The sequence below is a fragment of the Alkalinema sp. FACHB-956 genome, assembly GCF_014697025.1.
GTDB lineage: Bacteria > Cyanobacteriota > Cyanobacteriia > Leptolyngbyales > Leptolyngbyaceae > Alkalinema.
Genome location: NZ_JACJRC010000016.1, coordinates 40060 through 54422, shown reverse-complemented (window position 1 = coordinate 54422; position 14363 = coordinate 40060). Strand labels below are relative to the sequence as shown.

General features: G+C 53.3%; 10 protein-coding genes and 1 other RNA gene. 3 read left to right on the top strand and 8 right to left on the bottom strand.

Features of this window, described 5'->3' with window-relative positions:
* Positions 1–68: 68 nt before the first annotated feature.
* Positions 69–683 (bottom strand): Uma2 family endonuclease, encoded by a 615-nt coding sequence (locus H6G21_RS16560; RefSeq protein ID WP_190574535.1) that lies wholly within the window; start codon positions 681–683, stop codon positions 69–71.
* A 93-nt stretch (positions 684–776) separates the two neighbouring features.
* Positions 777–1391, bottom strand: a complete 615-nt coding sequence (locus tag H6G21_RS16555; protein ID WP_190574534.1) for a Uma2 family endonuclease — start codon at positions 1389–1391, stop codon at positions 777–779.
* 177 nt (positions 1392–1568) lie between these two features.
* On the opposite strand from H6G21_RS16555, the gene H6G21_RS26265 reads away from it, so the two are divergent.
* On the top strand, positions 1569–2813 hold the full coding sequence (locus H6G21_RS26265; protein ID WP_347278035.1) for a SpoIID/LytB domain-containing protein: 1245 nt from the start codon (positions 1569–1571) through the stop codon (positions 2811–2813).
* 25 nt (positions 2814–2838) lie between these two features.
* Here H6G21_RS26265 and H6G21_RS16545 read toward each other — a convergent pair whose 3' ends face one another.
* The 3 genes from H6G21_RS16545 to H6G21_RS16535 all read right to left on the bottom strand — a co-directional run bounded on the left by H6G21_RS16545 (position 2839) and on the right by H6G21_RS16535 (position 5522).
* Positions 2839–3276, bottom strand: coding sequence for a type II toxin-antitoxin system death-on-curing family toxin (locus tag H6G21_RS16545; RefSeq protein ID WP_190574533.1), 438 nt, complete (start codon positions 3274–3276; stop codon positions 2839–2841).
* A gap of 12 nt (positions 3277–3288) precedes the next feature.
* Positions 3289–4302: a DNA-binding protein gene (locus tag H6G21_RS16540; protein ID WP_190574532.1), complete on the bottom strand. Its 1014-nt coding sequence runs from the start codon at positions 4300–4302 to the stop codon at positions 3289–3291.
* 116 nt (positions 4303–4418) lie between these two features.
* Entirely contained in the window at positions 4419–5522 is a 1104-nt protein-coding gene (locus H6G21_RS16535) for a RuBisCO accumulation factor 1 (RefSeq protein ID WP_190574605.1), read from the bottom strand.
* Positions 5523–5883: 361 nt separating this feature from the next.
* Here H6G21_RS16535 and H6G21_RS16530 point away from each other — a divergent pair, with 361 nt between their 5' ends.
* Complete coding sequence (locus H6G21_RS16530) at positions 5884–7143, top strand: tetratricopeptide repeat protein (RefSeq protein WP_190574531.1); 1260 nt, start codon at positions 5884–5886, stop codon at positions 7141–7143.
* A 132-nt stretch (positions 7144–7275) separates the two neighbouring features.
* Here the strand turns inward: H6G21_RS16530 and topA are convergent, their stop codons facing one another.
* Entirely contained in the window at positions 7276–9987 is a 2712-nt protein-coding gene (gene topA / locus H6G21_RS16525; protein WP_190574604.1) for a type I DNA topoisomerase, read from the bottom strand.
* A gap of 605 nt (positions 9988–10592) precedes the next feature.
* On the opposite strand from topA, the gene H6G21_RS16520 reads away from it, so the two are divergent.
* Positions 10593–12203, top strand: coding sequence for an NAD(P)H-quinone oxidoreductase subunit N (locus H6G21_RS16520; protein ID WP_190574530.1), 1611 nt, complete (start codon positions 10593–10595; stop codon positions 12201–12203).
* Between the two features lie 230 nt (positions 12204–12433).
* On the opposite strand, the gene H6G21_RS16515 is transcribed toward H6G21_RS16520, so the two are convergent.
* A complete protein-coding gene (locus H6G21_RS16515; protein ID WP_242041886.1) occupies positions 12434–13714 on the bottom strand; it encodes a pitrilysin family protein in 1281 nt (426 codons plus the stop codon).
* 436 nt (positions 13715–14150) lie between these two features.
* Positions 14151–14336, bottom strand: a non-coding RNA gene (gene ssrS / locus H6G21_RS16510) — 6S RNA.
* Between the last annotated feature and the right edge of the window lie 27 nt (positions 14337–14363).

Here is a 14363-nt window from a genome sequence, read left to right as displayed (position 1 = left end):
CCCCCGCAGCGATCAACCCCCCAAGATCGCATACTCACAAACAATTTTTTCAAAGTCCCGCTTATCCTTCAATGTCTCACTGAATCAGAGGGATTAGGGGGATCAAACCGTCGCAACTCCAACTCAAATCCCAGCAGCACATCCTCCCCCGACAGCACCGCAGGCAACTCCACCTCCTCCACCTCCATCCCAGGCCGATAAATCTCCACCCGCTCATCCTGCGGATTAATCAACCAGCCCAACCGCACCCCACAATCCCGATACTCCACCATCTTCCGCTGCAAACTCGCCAACCCATCCGTCGCAGACCGTAATTCAATCACAAAATCCGGAACGATCGGCGGAAACTGTTCCCGCTCCTCCCGCGTCAAACTCGCCCACCGATCGCCCCGCACCCACGCCACATCCGGCGATCGCTTCGCCCCATTCGGCAACCGAAAAATCGTCGAAGAACTAAACACCTCCCCCAACTGCGCCGCCTCATTCCAGACATCCACCCGCGCAATTAACCGCGACTCCCGCTTCCCACTTTCCCCACCCACTGGCGACATAACAATCAACTCCCCCTCCGCCGACAGCTCAAACCGCAACGCCTCATTCTGACGACACAATTGATAGAACTGCTCATCACTCAACAACATCGCCGAAGCTGCGATCGTCAACGGTTCCGCCAACACAGTCATGCATCCACCTCCCCCACAATCTCAAATACAAACGTCATTCCTTTTCATCCCAGATTATTTCCACTGCGCGATCGAATACCCACCAACAATTTTTCAAAGTCCCCCTTCATAATGGGGATTAGGGGGATCAAACCGTCGCAACTCCAACTCAAATCCCAGCAGCACATCCTCCCCCGACAGCACCGCAGGCAACTCCACCTCCTCCACCTCCATCCCAGGCCGATAAATCTCCACCCGCTCATCCTGCGGATTAATCAACCAGCCCAACCGCACCCCACAATCCCGATACTCCACCATCTTCCGCTGCAAACTCGCCAACCCATCCGTCGCAGACCGTAATTCAATCACAAAATCCGGAACGATCGGCGGAAACTGTTCCCGCTCCTCCCGCGTCAAACTCGCCCACCGATCGCCCCGCACCCACGCCACATCCGGCGATCGCTTTGCTCCATTCGGCAACCGAAAAATCGTCGAAGAACTAAACACTTCCCCCAACTGCGCCGCCTCATTCCAATTCCACACCCGCGACCCCAGCGCCATTTCCCGCTTGCCACTTTCCCCACCCACCGGCGACATAACAATCAACTCCCCCTCCGCCGACAGCTCAAACCGTAGCGCCTCATTCTGCCGACACAACTGATAAAACTGCTCATCACTCAACAACATCGCCGAAGCCGCGATCGTCAACGGTTCCGCCAACACATTCATGCAGCCACCTCCCGTAGATCCATCATTCCTCTAGTCTAACCAGTTCTCCCCCACCCATTCCCACAAACCTGTCAATCCGTAACCTCGATCGCTATCATAGAAAGCTGGACAGCTTGATTAAACAGGCGAGTGTATTTTCCACGGGTTAGCAAACGGTTAACAAACAGGTAAACAGCGGTGAACTTCCCATTCAAACGATCGAAAACAGCAACTCCCCCCAGCCCCACCGTGGAGCCCATAGCCGACGCTAACCCCACCCCCACGATCGATCCTGCTGTTCCCCAACCCCAAGCCGCTGAACCCTGCTCCGCCGACTACGAAGCCCTCGTCCAAGAACTCACCCAACCCACCCCAGCCACCCCCACCCCCTCCGCCAAACAACTTCTCCGCCAATGGGTTCACCAACACCCGTGGATCTTCCTCCCCCTCCTCGGCATCTTCCCCGCGATCGCCTGGGGCCTAGACCAACACCGTCCCCCCACCCCGCCCCAATCTACCCTAGTCAACCCTCCCAGCCTCCCAGCCTCCCCAATCCCCACCCCCGCATCCCAAATCCCAAATTCCACCGCCGCCACCACCGCCGCCAAACCCACCGCATCCCCCAGCCCCACCCCCGTCGATCTCTCCAAACTCACCCCCGAACAAAAGGAGATGAACCGCCGCGCCAAGGCTCTGTTCGAAGCGACCAATGCTCCTGTAGACGCCTATATCGAAATGCATGTCGGCATCGCTAAAGGCAACGCGATCGTGATTGCTAGCTCCACCAACGGTATTGTCAGCAACGACAAGGGTGAAAAGATTGCAACCATGACCGCAGGCGAAGTCTACACCGCCCAATTCGACGGCCAAGGCATTAGCCTCGGTAGCTCCAAACTGCCCCTCGGGGCCTTCATCACCCCAGAACCCGGCGGCCTGCTCTACGTCAACAATCGCGCCTATCGCGGCAAACTCCTACTTGCCATTCACCAGGGCCAACTCCAAGCCGTTAACTATGTCAATATGCGTCAGTATCTCTACAGCGTTGTTGCTAGCGAAGTGTCCCCCAGTTGGAGTCCTGAAGCTCTCAAAGCCCAAGCCGTTGCCGCCCGCTCCTACGCTATGACCTACTATTTCAAACCCGCCCACCCGCTCTATCACCTGGGCAACGACGAATATTTCCAAGTCTATAGCGGCATCGAAAAAGAAGACGATCGCACCAACCAAGCCGTAGACATGACTTCTGGAGAATACGTCAGCTATAAAGGCGGCATCGTCGAATCCCTCTACGCAGCTTCCGATGACATCGTAGCCGAAGCCTTCGCAGGCAAAGGTATGAGCCAACTCGGCGCACTCAACCTCGCGGAACAGGGTTACAAATACGTACAAATCCTCGGCTCCTACTACCCCGGTACCAAAGTTGCCAAGATCGCCAAGGACTATTAACGTGAGCGGTTGAATTAATTTTGTGCTATGGCTCTTCAATATTTACTGCGAGAACTAGCTTCAGTTTTAATGCTTCACTGAAGTCATCTTCAAAAAGAATTGACTCAATTAGCTCGGTTAGCAATTCTTTAGAGATTTTTCCATCAGCGAGCCAGACCGCTATATTTTCCATCTCCAGCACAAATTTCTGAATTGCAAACTCGTAACCGTTAATCTGAAGTAAGTAAGCACCAAGCGCAATACTAGACCGTTTATTGCCATCGGTGAACGCATGGAATTTATTAATTGCAAAGACAAGGTGAGTTAGCTTGTGATGAAGCTCTGGATAGTAATCATCGTTTTGGATGTGCTCTAGGGCACTCTCTAGTAAACCTATATTTTGGATCCCAAATACGCCCCCAGATTGTTCAATAATCCAATCATGAACTTTTACGGCATAGTGAATATCAAAGTAGAAGACCATTTTTGTCAAACCCTAGCGATCCTTCAAACGCTTAAATACCGCCAAAATTTCAGGATCCGAGAGTTGTTCTTCTAGAGAACGACTTGCTTCACCTAAAAAGCGTTCAAAATCACTTTCTGGAACACTCTGAATATATGCCTCTAATTGGTGATGAAGAGCATCTCGAAACCCTAAATCACGGCTAGCCATTTTGATGCGAGCATCTTCGATGATGGGTTTCAAGAATGGATTGTTGTCAGCCTCATCACAAATATTATCTACTTCTGGAGGACGTAACTTTCGGTTCAGCCGCTCAGCCGCAGCCTTGATCTCAGCGGCTAAGCCATTTTCAACACTTGCAATAGCCTTGAGAACTTCGGTGTACATAGTGTCTCGGGGATTTTCTCGGTTGCTCAGTTTTAGTATTTGGCGATATTCCTGAGCCTTTTCTCGGAAAACAATCTGATACACCTTGTTAGTATAGATACCGTACTTGGCCTTGCCCATTTCCACATAGTCACCTAGGGCATTCGTGAACTCTTTACGATAGTTGAATTCTTGATAAGCAGCAGGTAGATAGTCACAATCCCTCTGATTTATATATTTTGTGTGACCTCCGACTCGCTCTGCCATTACGTCAAGCACGATATCGAGGATGCGAGATCGAATGACACGAGCACGATCGCTTTCCACTAGTACCATAGCAAGATTGAGCATTGCCCTAAAGTTGAATACGCCTAAGATCGAGGTTTTGGTACCGTAATCAATTACGGTACCACCTATCAAAGCCTTGAATGCTCTGAGTTTTGAACCTCGCAGAACAATATAGCCATTAGCACTTAGCTCAGCGTTATGACTAGCTAGGTACTTCTCGATCGTGCTTCCACTGACGCCAAATATCTCAACAAGCTGGTGCTTGGTGAAAAGCCACTCCCCATCATAGAACGTGCCACCCAAGCCTAGATGTTCTTGCAATTTCTCCAGAGCATAACGATTATTCAGGATATTTTGGCGCTCCAAGGGAGATGACGTTAAATCTTTATCCATACGCTTGTTGACTTCTAGTACTTCAATGGCTTACCCGAAATATCCCTTGGAATCCCCCCATCTATTGGGTAGGAAAGTTCCTAGGGTATAATGTAGATCCAAGTAGGCATAAACAGCTACTCCTCAAACTGCCAAAGTTCCTGCGTATAGCTCTCATCCAAAATCTTCTTCGGACGCATCACCAGAATCACCCGGCCCAGCAACGAACCCGCCGGAGCTTCCTCAAACCACTGGATTTCTAATTCGTTGGCCTCATTCGCTACCACGAAATAACTATCCGCATCCCACGATCGCTGCGCCCGATCGACCACAACCAAAACCTGCTCCACGTTCCCCGGCAAGCGCGTCGGCAACTGATCACTTATCGCCAACAGCACCAATGGATCGGACGCCGTGCGAATCACCTGCCAACCGGGAACCGGCACATAGGCCCCCGTTCCAGAAAATTTGACAATGCCAAAGGGTTCCTCTGTTTCATAGAGGGGGACTGCTTGCAGATCCGCCAGCGTCAACGGCATTTCACCCACGACTGGCAACACACTGGGCAACTCCTCATCGGTCTCTAGGCGATAGACGGGTAACCGGGGAGCGGCCTTGGCAGGACTGGCCGAAAAATCCGTCAGCAACCCTTCCACCTGCCGCCGCGCCGTGACACTGTGGGCATATTTCAAGCCCTTGGCAATCAGCAACGATCGCGCCTGCAAATCCGTCTTTTGTTTCGCCGCCCGCCAAGCAAAATAGGCCATGATATCGCCGGGATGACTGGTAAATTCCGCAGGCGGTTGGCTCAGGCGCGTAAAGTCCTTCATCGCCTTAGCAATTTCCCGCGCCTCATCCATGTCAATTTTGCGATCGCAGGCAAATTCCGCCGCCGTCGCCCGATCGCTAGGAGCCAGAATGCGGAACTCATACAACACATCACTGGCCCGCTGCCCGAAATGGGTCTGCGTGGCATCATTAATGCCCACTTGCACAATGGATTTGTAAACCTGCATCGCAACGATAATTTGATTCTGCTGAATCGGTTCAAATCCCGTGGCTTCAAAGATCGCTTGATCGGTCTGTCCCGCTTTCTGCAAGGCTTGGCAAGCTTCCGCCCATTCCACCCAAGTGCCTTGCTTGCGTCGCATCGCTGTCAGTAACGCTTCAGCATCAATGGGCGTTTGATCAGGGGAAGTTTGATCAGGGGAAGTTTGATTAGGCAGATTTTCTCCAGTCATAACCTGTGCGTTAAGCGCGATCGCAAATTGTGGGTGAATAGGTGCAGAATTTGTGTGCGTCAATGATGACACCTTAAAACCCTACACCTAAAGGCTACCCTCAGTGCAGAGGATTCTGTGTCTAATATTCTTCCAAAAATCCTAGATCGCTTAACCGTCCTTGGGAATGGAGATGATCCGTCCAGAATGAATCCAGAAAACGAGTGGAGATGGATGGAAGGTAGAATATAGATATACCCCAGTCGTCAAAAGATACTTAGCGTTGTTATTCCCGTTATCGGATCTCCCCTACAGCATTCCAACGACGAGTCTTTCAGCACCCAGTATTTCAGTTTCAGATATGCTAAGGAGGCGATGATATGTGGGTACACGACCACTTTTTCCATACCTACTGGCTGCCACGATCGGCGTAGTCAATCTTCCCTTCGGCAACCCTGCCCTACTAGCCCTTACTCCCACCAATGGGCTGCTCCAGCGGCCCGCATTGGAGTCCTCTTTGGAGTTCTCTGTTGTTACCCAGACTGCCGTGATTGCGCAGGCCTCTGCTGCGGACTATCTAAAGCAAGGACAACAGCGCTTAGGGGATGGTGATTTAGCTGGCGCAGAAGCGGCCCTGAGACAAGCGATTCACCTCGAACCCAACCTAGCAGACACCCATAGCTTCTTAGGAATTATTCTGTTCGGCCAAGGCAAACTAGAGGACGCAATTGCGGAGTATCGCCAAGCGATTCGTTTAGATCCCAAGGAGGGCTCCGTACATAACAATCTAGGCTTCACGCTGTTTGCCCAGGGCAAAGTCGATGAAGCGATCGCGGAATACCACCAAGCCATCCGTTTGACTCCTAACGATCCCTTTGCCTACAACAACCTAGGTTTTGCTTTCTTTACGCAAGGCAAGTTGGAGGAAGCGGTGGTAGCCTACCAACAAGCTCTTCGCATTTATCCAAATTTTGCCCATACACACAGTTCTCTGGCGTTAATCCTGACGACCCAAGGGAAGACAGAGGAGGCCATGGCCGAATATCGCCAAGTCATTCGGCTTGACCCCAAGGATGCTTCCGCCCACAATAACCTGGGATTGTTGCTGTCGGGCCAAGACAAACTGGAAGAGGCGATCGCGGAATACCACCAAGCCATCCGACTGGACCCGAGTAACGTGATGGCTCACAATAATCTGGGATTAGCCCTGTTCAAGCAAGGCAAGCTGACAGAGGCGATCGCAGAATACGACAAGGCGATCGAACTTGCTCCAGACATGACCATCGCCTACAACAACCGTGGATTTGCCCTGTTCCAACAAGGCAAAATTACAGAGGCGATTGCAGAATATCGGCACGCCATTCGCCACGATCCCAACAATTTCATAGCCCATGATAATCTCGCTGGGGCTCTTTGCCAGCAAGGTCATATCGAGGACTGCCTCTTTGAATATCGCCTTGCCCTGGAGATTAATCCGAATTATGCACCTGCGCACTTTCGGCTGGGTAAGACGCTCTACGATCGTGGCCAAGTTCAGGAAGGACTAGCAGCCATTAAGCAAGCTAGACTCCTTGCCCAAACTCAAAAAAACGAGCAAATGGTGCGTCTAATTGATCAACTTCTCCAGCAAATCAGCCACTAGCCCCGCGTCACGATCATCAATCGACCGGAGGATCGATCGTTTAGACAGATCCCTCAGGTCGATCGGGATACACCACACCTAAGCTAACTTGCCAGCTAAAAGCTAACTTGCCAGCTAAAGCTAACTTGCCAGCTAACTCGCCTTCGGACTAGTTTTCTTGGTGGTGGTCTTTTTCGTCGTGGCCTTTTTAGCTGTGGTGGTGGCTTTCTTGGTAGTCGTCTTCTTGGCCGCAGTCTTCGCCGAAGCCTTACTCGTCTTCTTGCTAGCTGCTTTGGCCGCCAACGCTTCCACCGCCATCTCCATCGTCACAGACTCTACCGTCTGCCCTTCCGGCAACGACGCATTCACCTTGCCATGCTTGATGTAAACCCCATAGGGGCCATCGTAGAGATTCACGGGTTCTCCATCCTCGGGATGGGCACCCATCTCCCGCAAGGGTTTAGCCGCTGCCCGTTTACCCCGCACGGTCTTGGGCTGGGCCAGCAATTCTAACGCCCGCTCCAGGGTGATCGTGACCGGATCGTCATCCCCCTTAAGCGATCGGTAGTCTTTGCCCTCTTTGCCCTGGTCATGCACCACGTAGGGGCCAAAGCGCCCCAGGCTAGCCTGTACCTTGCAACCTGTGTCAGGGTGCATCCCCAGGGTCCGCGGGAGGCTGAGCAGTCCAACGGCTTGCTCCAAGGTGATATTTTCCGGCGTGACCCCCTTCGGCAAGGACGATCGCTTGGGTTTAGCCTTGCTGCCTTCCACTGCTTCCCCTAACTGAACGTAGGGGCCATAGGTGCCCATCAGAACAAAAATCGGTTCCCCGGTTTCCGGATGGAGACCCAGCTTATCCGGCCCCTCGGTCTTCTGCCGCAGCAGGACTTCCACCTGGTCTGGATCCAAATCCGCTGGAGTCAGCCCCTTGGGAATGTTAGCCTTGACCGTTTCCCCATCCCGATCGACTTCCAGGTAAGCCCCATACTTGCCAATGCGAATTTTGGCTTCCAGGTTCTCCAGTTCAACCGTCTTAGCCGCGATGGGATCGATGTCCCCCTCCCGCACCTTGACTTGGGTATCTAACCCCGACTCACCCATGTAGAAATTCTTCAGATAGGGCAACCAGGCCGCTTCCCCGGTGGAAATATCATCCAGCGTCCGCTCCATTTTGGCGGTGAAGCTGGTATCAACCAGATCGGGGAAATGGTTTTCCAACAGCGAGGTGACGGCAAAGGCCGTAAAGGTTGGCACCAGGGAGTTACCCGCCGATTGCACATAGCCCCGATCGATAATTGTGCCGATGATGCTGGCGTAGGTACTGGGTCGGCCAATGCCTTCACTTTCCAGCATTTTGACCAGGGAGGCTTCCGTATAGCGGGCGGGGGGTTGGGTTTCGTGGCCGATCGCATCCAAGCCGTGGCAATCGGGGTGATCCCCCACCTTCATGGCGGGCAAAATCACCTCTTGGTTATCGATCGCCGCATCGGGATCGTCCGACCCTTCCACGTAAGCCCGGAAGAAGCCAGGAAAGTCAATGCGTTTACCCGAGGCCCGGAATCCCGCATCCTCTACCTGGATCGTCACGGAAATCTGGGTTTGTCGCGCTTCCGCCATCTGGGTCGCCACGGTACGCTTCCAGATCAGGTCATAGAGTTGGAACTCCCGACCGGATAACCCCGTCTCCTGGGGTGTACGGAAGCTGCTACCCGCCGGACGGATGGCTTCGTGGGCTTCCTGGGCTCCCTTGGCCTTAGTGGTGTACTGGCGGGGCTGGGGACTGAGGTAGTCCTGGCCGTACATGGATTCCACGCAACTGCGCGCGGCGGAAATAGCCTGCTGGGACAGGTGCACCGAGTCCGTCCGCATGTAGGTGATGTAGCCGTTTTCGTAGAGGCTTTGCGCCGTCCGCATGGCATCCCGCGCTGAGAGTCCTAACTTACGGTTAGCCTCCTGTTGCAGGGTGGAGGTGGTAAAGGGCGGCGAAGGTTTACGGGTGACGGGCCGTTCTTCCAGGTCAGTAACGGTCCAGGGCTTACCCGTCAGACGGGCTTGCAAGGCGCGGGCTTCTTCTTCATTGAGTAGAACAACTTTTTTGCCCTTGGCGATTTGGCCAGTATTTTCGTCGAAATCTGCCCCCGTCGCCAGCTTTTTGCCACCGAGGGTGATCAGCTTGGCCTCAAATTCGCCATTGCCCTTTTTACGCTTGCTCCCCTTGGTCTGATCTTCAGCGATCGCTAATAACGCCTTGAGATCCCAATAGGACCCTTGTTTAAAGGCTTGGCGTTGCCGTTCCCGCTGCACCAGTAGCCGCACGGCGACGGATTGCACCCGCCCCGCTGAGAGGCCATAGGCAATCTTTTTCCAGAGCAGGGGGGAGAGGGTGTAGCCCACTAAGCGATCGAGGATCCGCCGGGTTTCCTGGGCCCGCACCAGCTTTTCGTCCACCTGGCGACAGTTGCGAATCGCCTCCTGGATGGCCTCCTGGGTGATCTCGTGGAAGACCATACGCTTGACGGGCACCTTGGGCTTCAGCACTTGCAACAGGTGCCAGGAAATACTTTCGCCTTCCCGGTCTTCGTCCGTTGCCAGAACGAGTTCATCGACGCCTTTCAGTGCATCCTTGAGTCCCTTGACTACCTTTTTTTTGTCATCGGGAATGAGGTAGATCGGCTCAAAATCTGAATGAATATCAACCCCCAATTCCCGCACCCGCTTGTCGGTAATCTCCTTGGGGACATCGCTGGTGGACTGGGGCAAATCCCGAATGTGCCCCATCGACGCTTCAACGAGGTAGCCCTTCGGCAAATAGTTCCGAATGGTTTTGGCTTTGGTGGGGGACTCGACAATGACAAGGGTGGACATGGGAATCCGACTGAACAGCGGCGGTAGGTGGACTAGAGTAAAATCGTGCTGGATCCAAGTTCCGATCGAACACATCCTGTTTAACTTATAACCATAACGAGTTAGTTTCGCCGTGACTACAAGGTTTTTGTAAGAATGGTGCCCCGATCGGAGGGTAGATGTACCACTAGCCACCCTAATTTCCACCTTTCTATGCAATCCAAGAATCCAGTGGGGAAACGTTTCGCAGCAGCTAGTAGCGGATATTTGAACAGTGAATCTCTAAAACATCTATATCTGGATATCTATATATAACAGTCCGCTGGCACTTATGAACTGGCACTTGTGAACTTGTCGGGGGAACTTGTCGGGGCTGGGTGGACTTCCCTATAAGGGAGTCGCCCACCCAGATTCAATCAATGATCCACCTACAAAACAGGGGTGCGACTGGGGTGGGAGATGGGCGCGATCGGTGCAGTCTCTATGGCGATCCCTAGCGATCTCGAATCGTTCGGCCCCCGAAAAAGCTGGAATAGGCAAAATCTCCTATCAAATTGCACGGTACAATCCAATGGGGAGAATTAAGATTTCTCCCGCTATGATTAACGCAGCCTAGAGACGGTTCTATGGATTTTGCAAGCCTTGCCAGTCAATTGAATGCGGGCGTCATCCTGCCAGAAGGCATCGTCATCACCACGTTGATGATTGTCATTGTTGGCGATCTGATTGTGGGACGGACTAACTCCGCGAAGTGGACGCCCTACGTTGCGATCGCGGGTCTTCTTGCGGCAGTGGTTGCGCTCTACACCACACAGTGGAATGTCGCGAATCCGATTTCTTTCCTGGGTGGCTTTAATGGGGACGCGCTGAGTGTCGCCTTCCGGGGGATCGTTGCCCTTTCGGCAGCGGTGACCATCCTGATGTCTGTGCGCTATGTCGAGCAGTCGGGAACGGCGTTGTCAGAGTTTGTCACCATCCTACTCACCGCGACGCTGGGGGGGATGTTTCTCTCGGGCGCAGATGAGTTAGTCATGATTTTTGTCTCGTTGGAGACGTTGAGTATTGCCTCTTATTTGTTGACGGGATACACCAAACGCGATCCCCGATCGAACGAAGCGGCGCTGAAATATTTGCTGATTGGGGCCTCCAGTTCGGCGATTTTCCTCTACGGGTCTTCGCTGCTCTATGGTTTGTCCGGTGGGCAAACCAAGCTGGGCGAGATTGCGGCTCACATTGCCAGTGCGGATCTGGGATCGTCGATCGGTCTGGTGATTGCCCTGGTGTTTGCGATCGCGGGTATCGCCTTCAAGATCGCGGCGGTGCCGTTCCACCAGTGGACGCCGGATGTTTACGAAGGATCGCCGACGCCAGTGGTCGCCTTCCTGTCCGTGGGGTCTAAGGCCGCCGGGTTTGCCCTGGCAATCCGCTTGTTGGTGACGGCCTTCCCCCTAGTGGATGAACAATGGCGCTTTGTCATGACCGCTTTGGCGATTTTGAGTATGGTACTGGGCAACGTGGTCGCCCTGGCGCAAACCAGCATGAAGCGACTGCTGGCCTACTCGTCGATCGGTCAAGCGGGTTTCATCATGATCGGGTTGGTGATTGGCACCAATGCAGGCTACTCCAGCATGATTTTCTACCTGCTGGCTTACCTGTTCATGAACCTAGGCGCTTTCAGTTGTGTGATTCTCTTCTCGCTGCGTACAGGGACGGATCAGATTAGTGAGTACTCCGGTCTGTATCAAAAGGATCCGCTGTTGACCTTGGCGTTGTCGATTTGTCTGCTGTCCTTAGGTGGCATTCCGCCGCTGGTGGGCTTCTTTGGGAAGTTGTACCTGTTCTGGGCGGGTTGGCAAGCGGGAGCCTATGGCTTAGTGCTGCTGGGCTTGGTCACGAGTGTGATCTCCATCTACTACTACATCCGTGTGGTCAAGATGATGGTGGTCAAGGAACCCCAGGAAATGTCGGAAGTGGTGAAGAATTACCCGCCGGTGACTTGGGATCTGCCAGGAATGCGTCCGCTGCAAGTGGGGCTGATTATTTCCCTGGTAGCGACTTCGATCGCGGGGATTCTGTCCAATCCGTTGTTTGCCTTCTCCGATGCTGCTGTGGCAAAGACACCGATGTTGCAAGCGGTGACCAAGGCAAAGACCGTAGCGGAATCTCCCGTAGATGCGTCGGCGACGTCGATCGCGAAAGCGCCGATCGTCAGTACAGTCGCTCCTACGGTGAAGTAAGCTCCGTGGCTGTGATTGGCAGCGTTTAACGAATGGATTCGATCCCCCTAAATCCCCCTATCTCCTGCGGAGAGGCTATGCCAAGAAAAAGGGGATTAGAATCAAATCCCCCCCTTTTGAAGGGGGGTTAGGGGGGATCAGAGCCCCAGCTACAGTCAATCAATTCAATAAAATCCCCGATCTCTCCAAAAAGAACGATCGGGGATTTTTGTTTGCAGACTTAGACAGGTCTACTCCGGGCGTACAATCACCGCTGCATAGTGGTACGGCGAGAGGAACTGACTGGCAATATTACAGAGATCGCCGGAAACAAACGATCGGATGTCGTCGGGATAGGTCAGCGCTGCTTCCAGTTCTGCCAAGGTGTGGTTGTAGCCGTAGAGACTGGCAATTTGGCTGGGCGACTCCGAGGAAAAGGCGTGGTCGTTACAAATGAGTCGCTTGGCTCGGTTCAGTTCCGTGGGCGTAATGGGCGCATGGGTCAACTCCGAGAGTCGATCGCCGATGATGGCCTCTACCCGATCTAAATCTTCGGGATCCAGCCAAGCCGTAATCGTAAAAATGCTGGAATCCTGCTGCATGGAAACGGCGGCACTGACATCCAGCACGAGATTGCGTTCCTCCCGCAATTCCCGCACGAGGCGCGAGGTGCGTCCCTCGGTCAACAGCACAGAGAGGAGATCCAAACCTTTCACCGACCAGCGATCGCGCTTCGATTGGGATCCCGGTGCAATCCAAGCCAGCATCAGCCGCGCCTGTTCTGCCTGGGGCAGTTGCAAGACCTGACGGCGAATCCCCACGATCGGCGGTTCGGCATCGGGCTGGTAGGGATCAAAGGGCGTGGGCGTTGGGAAGGTGTGGAAAGCTTGGCTGACGGCTTGGATAGCCTCTGCTTGGCTGAGATTGCCTGTGATCACCACCGTCATATGCTCTGGCTGGTAGCGCGATCGATGGAACTGGCGCAGGCGTTCCGGGGTCATCCGCATCAAGGTTTCCGTCGTTCCCAGAATCGATCGGCCATAGGCGTGGCGTTGATACACCGTTTCCAGAAGTGCTTGGAAGCCTAGCCAGTCAGGGCTGTCGTAGGCTTGGCGCATTTCTTCAAATACGACCTCCCGTTCCCGCTCAAATTCTTCGTCGGGGATCGCTGCATTCAGGAGCAGTTCCGCCAAGCAGGGCAGGGTTTCCCCCAGGGCGTGCGCCCCACAAACTAGGAAAAAGTGAGCATAATCCTGCCCCGTGGCGGCGTTGGTGGTACCACCGTGATTTTCAATAATGGCGTCAAAGTCTCCAGGCAGAAGGCGATCGCTGCCCTTAAAAATCATGTGTTCCAGAAAGTGCGCCATGCCCGAAGCGTCATCGGGTTCCAAAATTGCACCGGCCTTCACCCAGACATCCACTGCGATCGCATCGGTCGCAGTCATTTGGTGGTGAATCAGGGTCAAACCGTTGTCTAAACAAACCCGAGAAACAGCGCTAGGAGCAGCGATCGGTAATGACAAAAGGTTCAATGGAGAAATCTTTCCCGCAGAAGAAGTTGAGTTACTTTTAACCTTACCGTAACCTGCTGAGAGCGACCATCTTTCTTGCCATCCATTCAACCGATCCCCGCTATGGCGATCGTGTTTTAAGGTGAGTTCGATAGATTCGTGCTAGGTTGCGATCGTCGGGGCTGCTGCGCAGCGAAGATCGGGGAACTTCTCCCCGCGCCCCTGCTATGTCAGGGGACTCTACTCCCCCGACACCCCCCGAAAGTGAATTCTGCGTCCAGGCCCAGGGTATTTGTGAAGGACTTTTTTTATTTATCGAATAGCTATCGAACTCACATTGTTTTAACAACTTGCCTAAAAACTAAAAAACTCAACTGAATCCAGTTGAGATCTAAAGGCTGACCTTTCGTCAGCGTCTTGCATACCAATGCCAAAGGCTGAACCAAATTGCTTAAGTGGGTTCACCGCTGCGCCGTCTTACCTCAGTTTTAGACCTGGCTTAAACCAGGTGGGTACCGTTATATCTCGCATAAAGTTTCTGAGTACAAGCTCAGTCTACTGCCGCAAGATCCGTGAGGTTCCCTTATAAGAAAAGACATAGATCAAAAAACATTATTGGCAGTCACCAACGTAGCCGTGAACCTTCCAGTATTGTAAACGGTGGAGGTCG

What these genes read in the sequence shown, in the direction of transcription:
- H6G21_RS16560 (WP_190574535.1), bottom strand. Translation starts at nt 683, where the DNA reads ATGACTGTGTTGGCGGAACCGTTGACGATCGCAGCTTCGGCGATGTTG.
- H6G21_RS16555 (WP_190574534.1), bottom strand. Translation starts at nt 1,391, where the DNA reads ATGAATGTGTTGGCGGAACCGTTGACGATCGCGGCTTCGGCGATGTTG.
- H6G21_RS16545 (WP_190574533.1), bottom strand. Translation starts at nt 3,276, where the DNA reads ATGGTCTTCTACTTTGATATTCACTATGCCGTAAAAGTTCATGATTGG.
- H6G21_RS16540 (WP_190574532.1), bottom strand. Translation starts at nt 4,302, where the DNA reads ATGGATAAAGATTTAACGTCATCTCCCTTGGAGCGCCAAAATATCCTG.
- H6G21_RS16535 (WP_190574605.1), bottom strand. Translation starts at nt 5,522, where the DNA reads ATGACTGGAGAAAATCTGCCTAATCAAACTTCCCCTGATCAAACTTCC.
- topA (WP_190574604.1), bottom strand. Translation starts at nt 9,987, where the DNA reads ATGTCCACCCTTGTCATTGTCGAGTCCCCCACCAAAGCCAAAACCATT.
- H6G21_RS16520 (WP_190574530.1), top strand. Translation starts at nt 10,593, where the DNA reads ATGGATTTTGCAAGCCTTGCCAGTCAATTGAATGCGGGCGTCATCCTG.